The 18,744-nt window shown below is 40.1% G+C and carries 14 protein-coding genes and 1 tRNA gene; 11 read left to right on the forward strand and 4 right to left on the reverse strand.

All coding sequences use genetic code 11. From position 1 onward, the window contains the following. Nucleotides 1–99 precede the first annotated feature (99 nt). Together CLV99_RS11350 and CLV99_RS11355 are read left to right on the forward strand one after the other, a co-directional pair. Nucleotides 100–813 carry a pirin family protein gene (locus CLV99_RS11350; RefSeq protein ID WP_133584637.1) on the forward strand — a complete coding sequence of 238 codons (714 nt, stop codon included), beginning with the start codon at nt 100–102 and terminating at the stop codon, nt 811–813. A 233-nt stretch (nt 814–1,046) separates the two neighbouring features. Beyond that, nucleotides 1,047–2,522 (forward strand): DUF3943 domain-containing protein, encoded by a 1,476-nt coding sequence (locus tag CLV99_RS11355; protein WP_133584638.1) that lies wholly within the window; start codon nt 1,047–1,049, stop codon nt 2,520–2,522. On the opposite strand, the gene CLV99_RS11360 is transcribed toward CLV99_RS11355, so the two are convergent. From CLV99_RS11360 to CLV99_RS11370, 3 genes are all read right to left on the reverse strand, one after another. After that, nucleotides 2,519–3,076, reverse strand: a complete 558-nt coding sequence (locus CLV99_RS11360) for a GNAT family N-acetyltransferase (protein ID WP_133584639.1) — start codon at nt 3,074–3,076, stop codon at nt 2,519–2,521. The two genes, CLV99_RS11355 and CLV99_RS11360, sit on opposite strands and share 4 nt — an antisense overlap. 73 nt (nt 3,077–3,149) lie before the next feature. Then, entirely contained in the window at nt 3,150–4,487 is a 1,338-nt protein-coding gene (locus tag CLV99_RS11365) for a trigger factor (RefSeq protein ID WP_133584640.1), read from the reverse strand. Between the two features lie 76 nt (nt 4,488–4,563). Continuing rightward, nucleotides 4,564–4,645, reverse strand: a tRNA-Leu gene (locus tag CLV99_RS11370). Nucleotides 4,646–4,959: 314 nt separating this feature from the next. On the opposite strand from CLV99_RS11370, the gene CLV99_RS11375 reads away from it, so the two are divergent. From CLV99_RS11375 to creD, 3 genes are all read left to right on the forward strand, one after another. Then, nucleotides 4,960–5,580, forward strand: a complete 621-nt coding sequence (locus CLV99_RS11375; RefSeq protein WP_133584641.1) for a hypothetical protein — start codon at nt 4,960–4,962, stop codon at nt 5,578–5,580. Beyond that, nucleotides 5,577–5,879: a winged helix-turn-helix domain-containing protein gene (locus CLV99_RS11380; RefSeq protein WP_133584642.1), complete on the forward strand. Its 303-nt coding sequence runs from the start codon at nt 5,577–5,579 to the stop codon at nt 5,877–5,879. The genes CLV99_RS11375 and CLV99_RS11380 overlap by 4 nt, the downstream gene beginning before the upstream one ends. Nucleotides 5,880–5,988: 109 nt before the next feature. Next, complete coding sequence (gene creD / locus CLV99_RS11385) at nt 5,989–7,461, forward strand: cell envelope integrity protein CreD (RefSeq protein WP_133584643.1); 1,473 nt, start codon at nt 5,989–5,991, stop codon at nt 7,459–7,461. A gap of 75 nt (nt 7,462–7,536) precedes the next feature. Here creD and CLV99_RS11390 read toward each other — a convergent pair whose 3' ends face one another. Then, complete coding sequence (locus tag CLV99_RS11390; protein WP_133584644.1) at nt 7,537–8,172, reverse strand: DUF6266 family protein; 636 nt, start codon at nt 8,170–8,172, stop codon at nt 7,537–7,539. A 481-nt stretch (nt 8,173–8,653) separates the two neighbouring features. Here CLV99_RS11390 and CLV99_RS11395 point away from each other — a divergent pair, with 481 nt between their 5' ends. The 6 genes from CLV99_RS11395 (at nt 8,654) to CLV99_RS11420 (ending at nt 18,561) form a co-directional block, all read left to right on the forward strand. After that, on the forward strand, nt 8,654–11,593 hold the full coding sequence (locus CLV99_RS11395) for a M16 family metallopeptidase (RefSeq protein WP_133584645.1): 2,940 nt from the start codon (nt 8,654–8,656) through the stop codon (nt 11,591–11,593). A gap of 170 nt (nt 11,594–11,763) precedes the next feature. Continuing rightward, nucleotides 11,764–12,186: an HYC_CC_PP family protein gene (locus CLV99_RS11400; RefSeq protein ID WP_133584646.1), complete on the forward strand. Its 423-nt coding sequence runs from the start codon at nt 11,764–11,766 to the stop codon at nt 12,184–12,186. Nucleotides 12,187–12,276: 90 nt separating this feature from the next. Then, nucleotides 12,277–13,674 (forward strand): TolC family protein, encoded by a 1,398-nt coding sequence (locus CLV99_RS11405; RefSeq protein WP_133584647.1) that lies wholly within the window; start codon nt 12,277–12,279, stop codon nt 13,672–13,674. 60 nt (nt 13,675–13,734) lie between these two features. Next, nucleotides 13,735–16,893, forward strand: a complete 3,159-nt coding sequence (locus CLV99_RS11410) for an efflux RND transporter permease subunit (protein WP_133584648.1) — start codon at nt 13,735–13,737, stop codon at nt 16,891–16,893. A gap of 76 nt (nt 16,894–16,969) precedes the next feature. Beyond that, nucleotides 16,970–18,106 (forward strand): efflux RND transporter periplasmic adaptor subunit, encoded by a 1,137-nt coding sequence (locus tag CLV99_RS11415; RefSeq protein WP_133584649.1) that lies wholly within the window; start codon nt 16,970–16,972, stop codon nt 18,104–18,106. Nucleotides 18,107–18,135: 29 nt separating this feature from the next. Then, nucleotides 18,136–18,561, forward strand: a complete 426-nt coding sequence (locus CLV99_RS11420; protein WP_133584650.1) for a TRASH domain-containing protein — start codon at nt 18,136–18,138, stop codon at nt 18,559–18,561. Nucleotides 18,562–18,744 lie beyond the last annotated feature (183 nt).

Here is an 18,744-nt window from a genome sequence, read left to right on the forward strand (position 1 = left end):
CATCATACGATATGATAGCCCATTTTTTTTTAATCTACATTAAGAATTGAAGGCACAATTAGCACTTATCTTTGTATTATATAACAAAAGGAGGAAAAAATGGCACATACAATTTTGTACAGATCTGACAGTCGGGGGCATGCAGATCATGGCTGGTTAAAAAGCGCACATACATTTAGTTTTGCAGGCTACTATGATCCAGAACGCATACACTTTGGAGCGCTACGTGTTTTTAACGATGATTATGTGACTGGTGGTAACGGATTCGGTAGACACCCACATGACAACATGGAGATTATCTCTATCCCTTTAGAAGGTACCTTGGCACATCAGGACAGTATGGGCAACAGTGGCACGATAGAGCCCGGAGAAATTCAGGTGATGAGTGCTGGTACGGGCATACAACATAGTGAGTTTAATGCCAATGAAGCCGAAGCTGTCCAATTTTTACAGATATGGTTGTTCCCTAATAAGCAGAACGTCGAACCTCGTTATGACCAGATTCGTGTAGATCCCGCAAATCGGAGAAACAAACTTCAGCAGATTGTCTCTCCGAATAAGGAGGATGAAGGAGCCTGGATACATCAGGATGCTTGGTTTCATAGAACAGATCTCGATGAAGGAAAGGCTATAGATTATGTGTTGAAAGGAGAGGGCAATGGTGTATTTGTTTTTGTTCTTGAGGGAGAGGTACAGGTAGACGAAACAACATTGCATCGTAGAGATGCGGTAGGAATTACCGATACCAATAGTATCACTTTACAGGCAAAAAAAGAGAGTTCTTTATTACTTATAGAAGTTCCTATGCTGTAAGGAACGAAAATTGTTTAATCTATCCGAAGAGGGGCTGCATATCACAGCCTCTTTTTTTGTCTCCTTTTATAGCAGCGGGTATAAACTATTTTTATAATTTTAACAATCTCCACAAACAATGTTTTTCTGGACGTGTTTGTCATAATATTAAGACTTAAACAAGGTGGACTGGAGAATTAAGAATAGGGAAGGATGGATTGCCATCGTATTGAATAGCTAAAATAAAATGGGGTATGATAAAGAAAACTAATGTATTGTCAATGTTGTTGACGTTGCTATGTGTCAGCTTTCTACAAGTGACTATAGCGCAGTCGACAATAGATTCATTGGTACAACAACCCGTTGATTCGGTTATGTTTCCCAAACAATTGTGGAAGCCTATTCAACTTGGTGTGGCAGATTCCGAACAGCAGGTACTGAACCCAAAGCGTCCCAAGCACTTTTGGAGGGCGGGTACCGAATGGTTTTTAGCGCAAGCTTTCCCTGCCACCTTTAACCGGTTTATCACCAAAGATCCTTATTCTTATATTACGTTCAAGAATTTTATCCAGCATCAGCGGCTTAGTGCCTGGGATTGGGATGATAATCAATTTACCACGAACCAGATCGATCATCCGTATCATGGGCAGATCTATTTTAACGCATTCAGAAGTAACGGTTATAACTTTTACCAATCCAGTTTGGCCACATTTGTAGGTTCTTATATCTGGGAGACGGCTGGTGAGACACAGCATCCGGCAATCAATGATCTCGTTAACACGACTTTTGGCGGTATTATTCTGGGAGAGATGACTCATCGGGTATCCCGTAATATTTTAGCTAGAAGTAGGAATGGGCATAATGTTGTCGGCAATGAGCTTGTGGCGCTAATAGTAAACCCTGTCAATAGCTTAAATCGATTGTTGGATGGAAAGTGGGGGAAACGGGTAGATGACTATTATTTGGCAGACTCTTCGGTTATCAGTGCCGAAATCGATGCTGGGTTTAGACGATTTGATGCCAAAGAAGGTGATTTCTTGTCCAAAGGTAAAGATTCTTTTTACACTCGCTTGAGGTTTAAATACAGTAATGGTGAGCATAACTATAAGCGGCCATTCGACCAATTCTCCGTTAATCTAGAGGCAGGGAGTGGCGATAGTACCTTTATAAATGCGGTCAATGTTCATGCGCTCTTATATGGCGCCCAGTTTTTTAAATCACAGAAAGGAGAGCATTATGGTACACTGAATGCACATTATGATTTCTATAATAACGATGCTTTCTTTTACGGAGCACAGAGTTTAAATTACAATTGGTTGTCTGAGTTTACTTACAAGAGTCAGAATAAACTAAATTTGAGCCTAGGGGTGGGAGCAGTGCTCCTAGCAGCAGTCCCTGATCCTTATCTGTTATATGGCGCTAGCCGTAATTATAATTATGGCTCCGGAGCTTCCTATCGTTTCAAAGGTGATCTTAGTTTACTAAACCGTTTGCTATTTACGATGGATTATAACGGAGGTGTCTTTTATACGATCAGCGGTACTCCTTCGTATTATATCTTGCATGCTGGTACGGTAGAAGGAAGCCTTAGGGTGTTTAAAAGGTGGTCTATCAATCTTCGTTCCGGCTATTTCTCCCTTCAGGGAGAATTCAGAGACGAAAAATATCCCGATTTTCATCGGGAATATCCATTTGGTTCTGTTTCTGTTGGCTACAACATCCAGTTTTAAAGCTTGTACTGCATGTGTTCCATCTTTTTGCCGAATATAGAAACCTCTCTGCGTACGATAAAACCTAGTTTCTCATATAGACGTTTAGCGCCGGGATTTTCATCATCGACCAAAAGTCCAAGAACTTCATTCCTTTTATGTACAAATTCCTCGATCACATAGTTGATCAACAGTTTTCCGACACCCTTACCTTGAGCCAGTTCACTCACGGCTATGGTATCTAGGTATATTTCGCCAGCCTCTGTCTCATTAGCAACCTGATAGTCTATTCCATACTCTTTTTTTATATGGTCTAGTACAGGTTGGCGCAATTTCTCAAGCTGAGCACCGGGATACAGACATATCTGTCCCAGTATGCCATCTTGGTTCTCCGCAACAAAGATATATTGATGAGAATATTGATTTCCCTCTTCTTGTATCAGTTGTGCTAGAAATTTCTTTCCTTCTTCAAAATCTTCTCTGCCGATAAACTGGTATACAATATCAGTCATAGCGAGTATCATTATCCCAGCTATCTGATGTGCATCTTCTTTCTTTGCTCTACGTATCTCCATTCTACAAATTTAAGTATATATAACAAAAAAGGCCGACATATTACTGTCAGCCTTTTTCTTATTTCTTAGATTACTATTTGTTATCAAGTTTCTCAAACTTATCGTAATCGATTTTCTTTGATTTTGTCTTAACAGTAGTTTTCAAGTGATCAAAAACTTTAAGCGCTTTTACCTCTTCGAACAAACGGTTTGCTTGCTCTCTATCAGATAGAAGTTGCATTGCAAATTGACCTAGTTGCTCATCTGTAGGCTCTTCATTGATGTTGTACATCTTGATTTGACCATAGATACGTTCTTTCGCTAAATCTACAACCTCATCGTATTTTACTTCTAGGTTGTTAGCCGTAACGATTCTGTTTTCGATGATAGTCCATTTCAAGTTATTCAAGAAGTCTGCAAATCCTTCTTCGATTTCCTCAGCTGAAAGGTTCGGGTTTGTAGCCTGTAACCATCTTTTTAAGAAATCTTCAGGGAACTTAGCCTCAACTTTTTCCATACCAAAAGTATACATGTCATTACGTAACTTCTGTGCAGAATTTTGTTTGAATAAGTTCTCAACTTCTTCTTTAACTTTTTCGTTGAATTGCTCTTCAGTTGTTACTTCTCCTTCTGGGAACAATTTGTCGAAAAATTCTTGATTTAAATCAGCTTCTTCAAGACGGTTAATGTTTTGAACTGTAAGTTCGAATTTAGTAACATCAAGGTTTTCAGCTTCTTCTTCTGTAATGCCTAAGATACGAGCGATGTCAGCAGCTTTGAATGCTTTTTTAATATCGATTTTAACGGTATCATCTTTTTTAAGACCTACCAACGATTTTTTAATCTTAGCATCCTCAATTACATCTGTGCGTACAGATGTAGTTTTTTCTATACCGTCCTCTTTCTCTTGTTTTAAAGTAGCGTATAATACGTCACCTTCTTCAGAGACTTCTGGGTTGGTCATCTTTCCGTAGCTACGACGTAAATTTTTAGTACGTTCTACCAAAGTAGCTTCATCCGCTTTGATGTCATACTCTGTAAACTCTGTTTCAGCAGAGAAAGGAACATCAAAAATAGGAGCTAGTCCGATTTCGTAATTAAAATTAAAAGTATCTTTAAAATCCCAGTTGTATTTGTTGTCTTCTTCGTTATCTACAGGAAGAGGTTGACCTAAAACTTCAAGTTTCTCTTCTGTGATATATGCAGAGATTTTTTCGTTTACAACGCGATTGATTTCGTCCAACAAAATAGCCTTACCGTATGTACGTCTAATATGGCCCGTAGGTACCAATCCAGGACGAAAACCAGGTAGTTTTGCTTTTTTTGCTTGATCTTTAATCGCTTTGTCAACTGCAGGATTATAATCTTCTGGGGTTAAATCAACGGTAATTTTAGCGCTGATATCGTCGATTTTCTGATGTGAAATGTTCATACTTTTCTTAAGCGTTCGTTATTTTCGCATTATAAAAAAAATCCTCCCGATTTCTGTTGGTCGGGAGGATATCAAGTGCGGAAGAAGGGACTCGAACCCCCACGCCTCGCGGCGCCAGATCCTAAGTCTGGTGCGGCTACCAATTACGCCACTTCCGCAGTTATTAGGATTTCTTTTGTGATACAAAGATAGAACTCAAAACGATATTTGTCAAGGATTTTCTATAAAAAAATGATAATACAGATGTGTTTTTTATCTAACAGCCTATAATTCAAGTTGATTTTTTTTAAAAAAAGTTTGTCGAAATGTTAAATAGAGGGCCGATGAGGCCTTCTGTGGAGGATTTATCCCTTTAAATGGGGGAAATCAGTTAAGTATTTACCGATTGGTTCCTATAAAAGGAGATTGTTTTTTGAAAAAATAGTTGCGAGTATGGATTTTTGTATGTTACTTTGAATATCAAAGTACTTTTATGAGTCAACAGGATTTAATTAAGGAAATAGGGCAGATACGTTCGTTGATGGAGCGTTCCTCTAAATTTATGTCTATAAGTGGTCTTTCGGGAATCCTTATAGGAAGCTATGCTTTAATAGGTGCCTTCTTTGGTTATATTACAGTATACGGCTACCGCAGTGATTTCAGATATAGGGATAACTATATAACCGATTCGGGGATTATCGGAAAGCTTGTGCTTATTGCTGGATTGGTCTTGCTTTTGTCTATCCTTACTGGTTTCCTGATGGCCAGGTACAAAGCAAAAAAGAACAATCAGACTATATGGAATGCGACCAGTAAAGGCTTGTTGACAGCTACAGCGATACCACTATTGACAGGGGGCTTGTTCTCATTGTTATTGGTATATAAAGGCGAGTACGGTTTGATTGCTTCTTCGTTACTGATTTTTTACGGATTGGCATTATGTGCTGCCAGCACATTTACCTTTAAAGAGGCAAGATGGTTAGGTCTAATGGATATCGTATTAGGACTATTGGCACTATGTTTTCCTGGGTACGGACTTTGGTTTTGGGCGATCGGTTTTGGTCTACTGCATATTATTTACGGAATTATAGTTCATCAACGTTACGAGAAGTGAGTTTAGACCTATCCCTATATGATAAAGTGTTGGAGAATCGTGTCCGTTTGCAGATCATGAGTGTATTGGTTGCAAATGAGTATTATGATTTTAATTCGCTGAAAGAACTCTTGCAGGTTACTGATGGTAATTTAGCTTCTAATCTTAAGAGCTTGGAAAAGGAAGGCTACCTTATCGTTGAAAAGAGTTTTGTGGATAGAAAGCCTAATACTAAGTATATCCGTACAGATAAGGGGCAGAAAGCTTTTGAAAACCATTTAAGCGCACTCGAAAATTTAATAAAACAACAGTATAAATAGTTTTTTTTGTCTATCAACTTTGAAAAGCAAAGTACTTTTTTTGTCAATAGAGTGCTTGAATAAATACATTATATAAAAAAAGTTAATCACATTTAAAATAATAACAATCATGGAAAATGAAGTAAAAACCCCTCCACAACTCCCAGGTTCGAATATCACGGTTTTCGAGCGCCTTAGTAATTCTGTCATTCTAAAGTTGTTTGTCATCTTTGTTCTACTATTGATTATGATGATTCCGATGTCATTGGTTGATGATTTGGTCAGCGAGCGCAAGAATCGCGAGCAACAGGTTTCTTCCGAGATTGCAGCAAAATGGGGACGGGATCAGGTAATTGCGAGTCCAGTATTGGCAGTTCCTTACGACTATGTAAGCGAGGTTGTTGAAAAAGATAGTAAAGGTAAAGATGTGGTTGTACAACGTCTTGAGCAAGATTGGATGTTTCTATTGCCTAGTCAGGCACAGGTGCAGACAGATATTAAACCGGAGAGCTTAAAGAGGGGGATCTATGAATCTGTCGTATATAATTCAAGCTTTACTATAAAAGGAAATTTCGCTGGATTGGATATGAAATCGCTTCCGGTTGCGGCAGATAGGATGAGGTGGAGTGAGGCTCGTCTGGTCTTCGGTGTGCAAGATGTGAAAGGACTTTCTGCTGATCCTGAGCTGGAATGGGCAGGGCAGAAATTGCCGCTAACCATGGATGTCCGAAACTTCCAGTTGTTTAATAATAATATGGCTGCTAGTCTTCCATTAACTAAAGGGGAGGATACAAAGTTTGATTTTAAGATTCAGGTCAAGTTAAGAGGGTCTAAGTCTATCAACTTCTTACCGTTGGCCAATCATACGGTGGTCCAAGCAAAGGGAGATTGGGGAAATCCAAGTTTCAACGGGGCCTACCTCCCAGAGGTGCGTGAGGTATCGGATAAAGATTTTAATGCATCATGGAATATTCCTTCTTTTGGCAGAAAGCTACCACAGCAATGGTCCGGAGGAAATGACCGTCTGTACCGCTTTTCGGGAATGTCGCTCGCTGAGGCAGATTTCGATAATTATATAGAGGCAACCGAAACTGCAGCAAGTGTGAATATAGAAGCAGCGACAGATATGGATATGGTTCAGATCAATTTCCTGCCTGAAGTGAATAATTATCAAAAGACAACCCGGGTTGCCAAATATGGAATCCTCGTTATTGTATTGACATTTGCATCCTTATTTTTTACGGAGATTATTAAAAAGCAACGCATTCATCTTATTCAGTATATCCTGATAGGGGCGGCCATGATTTTGTTCTATTCGCTGTTATTGGCAATCTCGGAACACCTGGGATTTAATATTGCTTATTTGCTGGCTGCAGTGGCTACCATCGTATTGATTGCATCTTTTATCCGGATGATTACCAAAGACAATAAAACGGCGTTGTTATTTACAGGGATCTTAGGGTTGTTTTATGGCTTTATATTCGTATTGATGCAACTGCGCGATTACTCCCTAATCGTAGGTACAGTCGGGGTATTTGTTATTCTAGCTATTCTTATGCGTATATCCACTAAGGTCAATTGGTATCAGTTTGACAAACAATGAGACTAGGTCCAGAAGGCATCAAGATGTATGTTACCTACATCTTGATGCTACTTAAACGGTTTTGACAAAGCTCTGCTAGACGCAGCCTGCATAGCCTGAATCCGACGTTTTCCCGGTGAATATGTCGATGACAGCAATGTAAATATGCAGCTGTTGTATTTTAGCATAGTAATCGGGAAGTTGCCATTCCAATTCGCCCGAGTGGATGGTGGCCCCTCCTTCATACAAGCTGGCTTCATTTTCGATGTCATACGCCAGTAGTAATAAGTTGTAAGATTTACCTCGGTAAGGCTGCGGTTCCCAAGCTATTGTTAATTTATCCTGATCTCGGCTCAGTGATAACACAATAGGTGTTAGGAGCTCACCTCTAGAAAGGAGTGCTTTTTCTGGATTAACATAAGGGATGTTGTCTTCTGTATAGTCCAATGCCGTTTGGAAGACATGTGATTGCGCTGCTTGAAAAGCCCCAACTCGACTGCCCGGAGGAGCGATATTTTTGTATCCAAGTTTGATGATTTCTTTGATTGGAGATAAAAATTTTGACACGGCCTTCATCCGGTTACGGTTGACCAGAGCCAAGGGGCTGGGTTTACGCTTGACATAATTAGGAAGCCCACGAATAATTGCCTGTCCATTTAATTCGTAACCTACAACACTACCTACTTTTCCGGAGAATGGACCATTGATTCCTTCTTTTAGTATTGCCATCATTTTTTGATTTTGGAATTGTCGAATCCAGATAGGGTTCGAAACATATTCCGTAATAGTTTATAATTAATTATTACTAAATATACATATAGTTCTGATAATATAGAAATATAATAGAGTCAATCTAGTGTATTTATAGTGTTTTACCTCTATGAACCCTCTACAAACCCTCTATTTAAGCACTATAAAATCTCTGTTATTTTATAATCAATAATCAGCTTGATTCCCTCTTGTAGTTTAATTTTAAAGAAATATGTTTTGAGCGACCATCGCAGATGTCGGTTTCTGGATAAATCGCTAAATATTGCTGTAAAAGGAAGGTTTTTTGTGTTTTTTTTTGTGATGCAAGGTTGTATCCGAAAAATTTACGAAAAATTAACAACCTAGCTGAAGTAAATGATATTAAACCTAAATTTGATTGTAACCCAAGCAGTCTTCAACTTAAGGTGGACTGCGCACATGTAAACTCAGCGAAGTACAAAGTATGAAAAAAGCTAAAGTCTTTTATGTTTTCGCGTTTTTGTTTGTTTCAGTAGGTAGCAGTAATGCCCAACAGACAAATTACGAATGGAAGCAAGCGACAGAAGGAGGATATTCCTATAAGTATGTCTCTAATGATCCCACACACTCCAGATTTTATACCTTAAAGAATGGCTTGACAGTGGTCTTGAGCCCGAGTAAAAAGGAACCTCGGATTCAGACTTATATTGCCACGAAAGCGGGAAGTAAAACAGATCCTAAAGATCATACTGGTCTAGCGCATTATCTGGAGCACTTATTATTTAAAGGGACAGAGCAATTTGGCTCTTTGGATTGGGCTAAAGAGAAACCGCTGCTAGACAAGATCGATGGTTTATACGAAGACTATAATTCTACCAAGGATGAGGCAAAACGTAAGGCTATTTATAAAGAGATTGATGCGGTTTCGGGTGAAGCTGCAAAATATGCCATTGCAAATGAGTATGATAAACTCATGAGTAATATGGGCGCAGAAGGGACAAATGCATTTACTTCATTTGAGCAGACTGTCTACATCGAAGACATCCCTAATAATGTGGTGGACAAATATCTTGCTGTGCAGGCTGAGCGGTTCAAAAGTCCGGTGTTCCGTTTATTCCATACCGAGCTAGAGGCTGTTTATGAAGAGAAGAATATCGGTTTAGATACAGACAATCGTAAAGCTATTGAAGCCATGTTTGAGGGATTATTCCCTACGAATAACTATGGACAGCAAACGGTGTTAGGGACAGTAGAACATCTGAAGAACCCTTCGCTAAAAGCTATCCGTGCTTATTTTGAGACTTATTATGTGCCGAATAATATGGGGGTCATCATGTCGGGGGATTTCGATCCGAACACCATGATCAAAAAGGTGGATGCGGCATTTGCTTATATGCAAACTAAAACGGTCCCGGCTTATACTTTTGCACCAGAAAAACCGATTACCAAACCTATCATCAGAGAGGTAAAAGGACCTAACGCAGAGTTCTTGTTCTTGGGATTTAGATTTCCAGGTGCAGCTACGAAAGATGCACAGATGCTTAATCTTTTGGGAAGTATTCTTACCAATGGGTCTGCAGGTTTGATTGACCTAGATCTGGTAAAATCACAGAAATTACTAGGCGCGGGAGCCTTTCCTTATATATTGAAAGACTACTCGATGTTGATCCTTCAAGGGAACCCTTCTCAAGGTCAATCTTTGGATCAGGTCAGAGAATTGTTGCTTGCGGAGCTTGATAAATTACGTAAAGGCGATTTTTCAGAAGATTTGATTACTTCTATCGTTAATAATGAACGCAAAGCACAAATTGCCAGAAATGATAGTTATCAGAGTAGGGCCGAAGAGTTAATGAGCGCCTTTACTTCTGAATTGGATTGGGCCAATGAACTACGTAATACGGATTGGTTAGCGACGGTAACGAAAAAGGATATTGTTGATTTCGCAAACAAATACCTAAATGATCAAAACTATGTGGCTATCTATAAAAAACAAGGGGTAGATGAAAATGTGGTTAAGGTCGTTAAACCGGAGATCACTCCGGTCACTGTAAACCGTGAAGCACAATCCGCATTCTTGACTAAGGTGAATGCTATGCCTGAAGAGGAAATCAAGCCAGTATGGTTGGATTACAGTAAAGACATTCAGAAATCTACATCCCATGGGGTAGAGGTCTTGGCTGTAGAGAATAAGGATAATGAGTTGTTCAGTTTAGTCTATCGTTTCCCTCTTGGAGGATGGAATAATAGATTGCTAGGACTAGCCGCAGGTTACCTCGAGTTCCTGGGGACCAAAGAGAAAAGCAGCGAACAATTCAGTAAAGACTTTTATAAGTTAGCGACTGATTTTTCGGTGTCTGCAGGTAATGAGGAGACTACTGTTTCCATCGCAGGGCTTAATCGTAATTTTGGAGCCTCTGTAGCGTTGATCCAGGATCTCTTAAGAAATTGCGTAGTGGATCAATCTGCATTTGAAGCTTATATCGGACGCATCAAAAAGTCTCGTGTCAATTCAAAAGAGAATAAAGAAGCAATAATGAATGGGCTTAAAGCCTATGCAAAGTATGGTGCTAAGAATCCATTCAATTACACATTTACGGATGCTGAGCTGGATCAGCTGAAAGCCGATGATTTAGTTAAGGCATTACATGATTTGTCTAAAACAAAGCATACAGTGCTTTATTTTGGACCTCAGAAAGTAGCGCAGTTGGCAGCGAGTTTACCAGCGCTTAAGTTGGGAACAGGAGCATTTGTGGCTATTCCTCAAGGTACATCATTTAAAGAGCTACCTACTACAGAGAATCAAGTGTTGGTTTCTAATTATAATATGAAGCAGGCCGATATCTTTTGGTTCAGAAATTCTGATGCCTACAACGCCGCATTGACACCTACGGTTTCTTTGTTTAATAGTTATTTTGGTGGAGGTATGGGAAGTATTGTGTTCCAGACGATCCGCGAATCGAAGGCATTAGCTTACTCGACTTATGCCTTTTATGGCACGCCTTATAAAAAGGAGAATCACTATACGGTAGGTGCTTATGTCGGTACGCAGTCGGATAAGTTTATGGACGCTATTACTGGGATGAATGAACTTATCGATGTGCTCCCTGAGTCCTCGAAATCTTTTGAGACGGCTAAAGTAAGCCTGTTAAAATCGATTGCCAGTGAGCGGGTGACGAATACAGCTATTCTGAACAGCTATATGGCAGCAGAGCGTTTGGGAAATCAAACGGATATCCGCAAGTCTGTTTATGAAAAAATACCAGCATTGACATTTGCGGATGTTAAAGCTTTCCATGCGAAAGAATTCAGTAAAAAACCATATGTCTACTGTATTGTAGCAGATGAGTCTAAACTAAAGGCTGACGACCTAAATGGGTTGGGTAAAGTCAAGAAGTTGACTCTTGAAGAGATATTCGGTTATTAAAATATTGTAAACAACTACCTGATCATATACCTCAATTAATGGATGATAACGGGTCGCTCTTCTCAGGAGTGGCCCGTTCTTTTTTGTATTGACACCAAAATTTTACAACATTTTATCTAAATGATATAAATGAAAGTCTATCTTCGCTATCTAACTTTGTGGCTGTTGCTATGAGAAAACTATTCGTCATCTTATTATCGCTCCTGTACTTGGTACTGTCTTCTGGCTTTACCCAGTTTTCGCATGAGTGTGTAGGATCGGCGGTTAGATCTGTGAGTCTTACCTCTTCTTCGGCTGTCGGTGATCAACCTTGTCCGATTTGCCTCGCTAAAGAGAAGGGCTTAAAGAAATCAAAAAAAGACTGTTGCAAACATGAAAGCAAAACGTTGAAGGTTGATGTGTCCACCAAGGGCAACAGCAGTTCAGATTATGCTTTAAAGGTATTTGCCCATGTATTCCCTGAGCGTATGCTCGGTGCTCTCTTCGATAGATCTATTGAAGAAGATGTTGTGGTCAATACAAATTACTATTCTACCAAGGTAGTCCCTTGGAGCAATCCCCTCTATATATTCTATTGCGTTTATAGAATCTAATCCCCTTTCAATTTTCTTATAATACCGAAGACCGATCTGTTGTCACAGATCTGCACACATCTTATTTTTTTATTTTAAATGTATTTATCGATGAATTTAAAGTTCATTGCGTCTATATGCATGGCACTGGGGATTTCTACAAGTGGTTTTGCTCAGATTCTGGATCTAAAGGACGCGTTAAAGCGCTCTGTTGAAAATTACGACAAAATTAAGGCCAAGCGGGTGTTGGTGGAAGCGGCTGGACAGAATACCGTGTTTCAACAAAAACAGTATTTGCCTGATGTCACGGTAGCGGCTCAACAGAGTTTCGGTACTATCAATGCCCAAAATGGGCCATTGTATGCTTATGGTGGATTAGCTTCGGCAGCAACTTCAATGCCGATGCCCGAGCAAAGCTGGAATGCTGCATTTGGCTCGTTGTATTTTGCCAATGTAAACTGGAATATCTTCACATTTGGTCGCTTGAAAAAGCAAGTAGATGTTGCTTTATCTAAAGAAAAGACTGCCACCGCGGATGTTGACCAGGAGATATTTCAGCATCAGGTCCGGGTAAGTGCTGCCTACCTCAATCTCTTGGCAAGTCAGCGTATCAAATATGTGCAACAAAAGAATTTTGAGCGTGCTCAAGTCTTTTTTGATATGACGAGTACGAGGGCCAAAAGTGGATTGATTCCTGAGGTAGATGCTTCGTTGGCGAAAGCAGAAGTTTCTAATGCCAAGTCTATGGAAATTAAGTCCTTTGATAAGGAATTGGAGTTTTCTAAGCAATTGGCGGTATTGATGGGCGAGGATTTTAGCCTTTATACATTGGATAGTACCTACAGTACAGCTACTCCTGTATCTGTGGTGAGTATTTCTAATCCGGAGAGTCTGGATAGTCATCCGCTATTGGTCTGGCAGCAGCAGAAAATAGATGAAAGTGTGGAGGCCGAAAAATTGGTTAACACGCATAAGAAACCAAATCTCTCTGGATTTGGTGTTATTCAGGGACGTGGTTCTGGATTTGATTGGAATTATGTGCAGGACAATTCCGCCTATTCTTCCTCTTACCTAAAAGGTGTTGGCGTCGATCGCGGCAATTTTTTAGTAGGGCTTACCCTGAGCTGGAATATTACAAATTTACTTCGCTTCGATAGTAAAGTTAAAGAGCAACGCTTGATGACACAGTCCTTGAAATACGATTATGATCGTGTATACAAGGACCTGGATGCACAGTCTGTATTAGCAAAAAGACAGATTGATAACTCTTTTGAAAATTTTGAAGAAACTAAGATTCAGCTTTCAGCTGCACAGCTCGCTTATAAGCAACATACAGCACTTTACAAAAATGGTCTGACAACTTTGGTTGACTTTACGCAAGCGCTATACAGTCTTCATCGAGCTGAGATTGATTATGAAATAGCACAGAACAATGTCTGGCAGAGTGTATTGTTGTTTGCTTCCGCTAAGGGAGATCTTACCATCCTCTTAGACGCGGATGTAAAATAGTTGGATATTCCATCCCGATTGGTCGGTGAGAATTATTGACAGTTAAAGAACAAATTATATATGAATTTAATCAGATTTGCCCTTCGTAAGCCAATAGCTATTATGGTGTTGGTCCTGGGGTTACTCTTCTTCGGGATTAAGGCAGCCCAAGATGTTAAAGTAGATATTTTGCCTGAGATGGATCTTCCTGTAGTCTACGTTGCACACTCATTCAATGGGTATACGCCACAGCAGATGGAAGGTTATTTCACCAAGATGTATGTAAACATGCTTTTATTTACAAATGGTATTAAAAGTATTGAATCTAAGAATACGCAGGGGCTTACTTTAATGAAAGTTGTCTTTTATGAAGGGACTAACATGGGGGAGGCCTTAGCTCAAATTAATGCGCTTTCGACACGTTCGCAGGTGTTTTTACCTCCAGGCGCACCGCCGCCATTTATTATTCGTTTTGACTCCTCTTCACAGCCGGTAGGTCAGTTGGTGTTTCGGAGTAATACGAAGAACAGCAACCAATTACAGGATATCGCGAACTTCAATGCGAGACCGTTTCTGATTGCTATTCCTGGACTGACGACAGCGCCTCCTTTTGGAGGAAGTCCGCGGACGATAGAAATTAATATTGATCCTATTAAGCTGAGAGCACATAACTTATCTCCAGAGCAGGTGGTTGAAGCGATCAGTAGAAATAATATCACATCTCCCTCCGGAAACGTGTATATCGGTGATACGAATTATCTGACACCGACTAACAATACCGTCAAAACAGTAGAGGAATTGGGCGATGTACCTTTGTTTAAGGGAACAGTAGATAATGTGTATATACGCGATGTTGCCACGGTAAAAGATGGGGCTGATATCGCTACGGGGTATGCGCTGATCGATGGAAAGCGTTCGGTATATATTAATATCGCGAAGGCGAGTAATGCCTCTACGCTTGATGTGGTGAATACCTTGAAAGAGTCTCTTCCAAAAATTCAGCGGAATATGCCTGACGATGTGACGATCTCTTACGAGTTTGATCAATCTGTATATATTTCTAACGCACTTAAGAGTTTGATTATCGAAGGAGTGCTTGGTGCTTTATTGACAGGACTCATGGTTATGTTGTTCTTGAATGATAGACGTGGAGCATTGATTGTAATTATGACTATACCGATTTCCGTGATATCTGGCGTATTATTTTTGAAGCTATTCGGACATACGGTAAATATAATGTCCCTTTCGGGACTGGCTTTGGCGATTGGTATTTTGGTCGATGAAAGTACCGTTACGATTGAGAATATACACCAGCACTTTGCAATGGGCAAGACACGGGCGCAGGCTATCTGGGATGCGTGTAAGGAGATTGCTTTTCCTAAGTTGCTGATCATGCTATGTATCTTGGCTGTATTTGCCCCTGCGTTTATGATGACGGGTATTCCAGGCTCTTTATTTATGCCATTGGCATTGGCTATTGGTTTTTCCATGGTCGTCTCATTTTTGCTATCACAGACTTTCGTGCCGATCATGGGCAACTGGATTATGAAGCATCATCCCGACACTTGTGCAAATCCTTCACATAAAGAAGACTGGTTTACTAAAATCAGAGACCGGTTTGTGAATATGTTGACCGGAATGATGAAGTTCAGAAAGCCAATAGTTGTGGTGAGTATTGTAGCAATTTTATTTGCTGTATTCGGATTGTATCAGATCACAGGTAAGGATGTGTTGCCAACGGTAAATTCAAGACAGTTCCAGGTACGGATCAAAGCTGCCGAGGGTACTCGTATTGAGGTTACTGAAGCAAAGGTTAAAGGTTTTCTGGATCATTTGGGAAATGTCGTCGGTAAAGATAATATTGCTATTTCTTCGGTATTTATCGGTCAACACCCATCTACATTTGCAGTGAGTCCGATATATCTATACAATGCGGGACCTCACGAGGCGTTGATGCAAATCGCTTTAAAAGAGTTTAAGGGTAATTCTGATGAGCTTAAGGATAAGTTACGTGCCTATTACAAGGAGAAGATGCCAGATTTGCATATCTCTTTTGAGCCTATTGAGTTGACAGAGAAAATTCTGAGTCAAGGTGCGAATACACCGGTCGAGATCCGGGTGTCGGGAATGATGAAGAAGATGAACCGTATGTATGCGAATAAACTTTTGGCTAAGCTAAAGGAATTTGAATATATGCGGGATCAACAGGTCCCTCAATCGATGGATTATCCTGCCCTGCAAATTAATATTGATCGTACCCGAGCTGCTCAATTAGGGCTGGATGCACAGGATATAGCGAAGTCATTGGTGGCAGCTACAGCATCTACGCGTTATACGAATAAAAACTTTTGGGTAGGAGGTATGATGGGAATTGCTTATGATGTGCAGGTCCAGACTCCTCAAAATATACTTAATAGTAAAGAAGAACTGGCTAATTTGCCTTTGTCTAAAAATGCAGAACGCCCCGTGCTAAGCGATGTGGCTACTATTACACCAACCAAGGAATTAGGAGAGAGCTACAACCTCGGTACTATGGGATATACTACGGTAACAGCGAATATCCATAAAACGGATTTGGAACGGGCATCAAAAGATGTGGAGGCAGCAATAGCTTCTTTGGGTGAACTACCGAAAGGGGTGAATATTGATGTAGCAGGTATGGCTCCAGTATTGGATGAAACGTTGAAAAGTCTAGCTACTGGTTTAATGATTGCTGTAGTTGTGATCTTTTTGATGCTGTCGGCTACTTTCCAATCTTTTAAAGCTTCCTTGGTTATTTTGACTACAGTTCCTTTCGTAATGGTTGGATCGTTGATTTTGTTGAACCTGACTGGATCAACGTTGAATTTACAGTCTTACATGGGATTGATTATGTCGGTAGGGGTTTCTATTGCGAATGCGGTACTCCTGATCAGTAATGCGGAAAGTGTTCGGAAATCGAATAACGATGCATTAGCAGCAGGGTTAGAGGCAGCGAAGTTGCGGATGAGGCCGATTATCATGACGACGCTAGCAATGGTCGCTGGTATGCTTCCAATGGCTATTGGTTTTGGTGAAGGCGGTGATCAAATCTCTCCGTTGGGAAGAGCTGTTATCGGTGGTCTGATTTTCTCTACCTTCTCGGTGTTGATCGTTCTTCCTTTGGTATATGGATGGATGATGAAAAATGTTAGCATCCTAAGTCCGTCATTGGATCCAGAAGACGAAGAAAGTGTTCATTTTAATCAGGCAACAAATTAATAAAAGTAATTATTCGTGTGGTGTTGTGAAGCACGCACGAATAGTCATTATGTTTTTAAAATCAAATTATACACGTATGAAGTTATTAGTATATACAGCTATTGCATCCATGTTTGTTTTTACAGCTTGCAATAACGATAAAACAGAAGTAAAAGAAGGAAAAAAGGAGGAGGGAAAAGGCATGCCTGGTATGGCTATGGGCGGTATGTCGATGAATCCTTTTGAAACGGTGTCGATCGCCAAGAGTAATCCTTTGGTGAAATTGCAGCTGGCCGGTGAATTGATGCCTGACCAACATACGCAATTGTTTGCTAAGGTGAATAGCTACGTGAAGAATATCCGTGTAGATATCGGCGATAAAGTCTCGCAGGGTCAGGTTCTGATGGTTTTGGAAGCACCTGAGATCCAATCTCAAGTTGCTAGCGCGAAAGCTAAATACGAAGCCCAAAAGGCGATATATGTATCGACAAAGTCTACTTATGACCGTATGTTGGATGCAGACAAGACGGAAGGTGCAATAGCAAAAGATGCTATCGATCAGATAACAGCTAGAAAACTATCTGATGAAGCACAGTTAAATGCAGCGAAATCGGCGTATGAAGAGATAAAGGATATCGATAACTATCTGGTAATCCGAGCTCCATTTGCGGGAACTATTACCGATAGAAATGTCGATTCAGGGGCTTATGTGGGGCCGATGGAAAAAACACCGTTATTAGTGATTCAAGATAATAGAAAGCTACGTCTTAATCTCTCTATTCCGGAGGCTGTTACACCTTATCTAAAACAAGGGGATACGATTCGCTTTCATGTACGTTCACAGCCTCAAACCAAACATATGGCCTTGGTAACACGCAAATCTGGCAGTTTAGATGTGAAATTCCGTTCCGAGAAGATTGAAGCAGATTTTGTAAATACGAACAATGCTTTGAAGCCATTTATGGTTGCCGAGACGGTTATTCCTTTACAGAATACGGAAGCGACATTCTTTGTTCCGAAAATGGCAGTTGTAGAAAGTGGCATGGGAATATATGTAATCCGTGTGGAGAATGGTAAGACAAAAAATGTCCCGGTGAGTAAAGGACGCATGATGCCGGATAAGGTAGAGGTGTTTGGTGATTTGAGTGAGGGAGACATTATCCTTAAGATGGGAACAGAAGAGATTTTAGAAGGTACAACTGTGCCTGCAGCTGGCGAAATGAAGAAATCATAGTTGCAAGGTTTTTATAAAGAGTTTATTAGATGAAGAGTATAACCAAAATTTTGGGTATCGCAACAATGGTTGCGATATCCTTTACAGCCTGTAATAGTGGCGATAAAAAGATAGACGATACCGCTGCGCTTTCTTTAGATCGCCAAGCTATTAATACCAGTAAAAATCCTTTGAAAGGAAAGCAAGTGCCGCAAAATCTGGTATGTATGGTGAATGATGCTTACATGGGTAAGGAACAGATATTGGTTGAGCATGAGGGTAAAAAGTATTACGGCTGTTGTAATATGTGTAAGGAGAAAATCCCTAAGGACGAGACCGCTAGATTTGCTACAGATCCCTACTCATTAGAGAAAGTGGATAAAGCGAGTGCCTTTATTGTGGTTGTTGGAGATAATGGTGAGGTTGCCTATTTTCAGAAGGAAGAGAATTACCACAAGTTTATCAGTGAAAGTTAGTATGTAAGTTTTTTAGTTGTTTATAGTTTTTTTTATTTAGATGCCTTTTTAATCGCTTATAGCGAGATTAAGACCTTTGAAGTTTTACACCGTTCCGCGCTTTCAATCTCTAGGTAGTTTGATAAAGCCTATCTTCCGGGTTTTAATTTTAAAGGCATCTTTTTGACCTAAGTTTTAATGTAG

Origin of the sequence: Sphingobacterium yanglingense, assembly GCF_004363245.1 — a bacterium.
In the GTDB taxonomy this organism is placed as follows: domain Bacteria; phylum Bacteroidota; class Bacteroidia; order Sphingobacteriales; family Sphingobacteriaceae; genus Sphingobacterium; species Sphingobacterium yanglingense.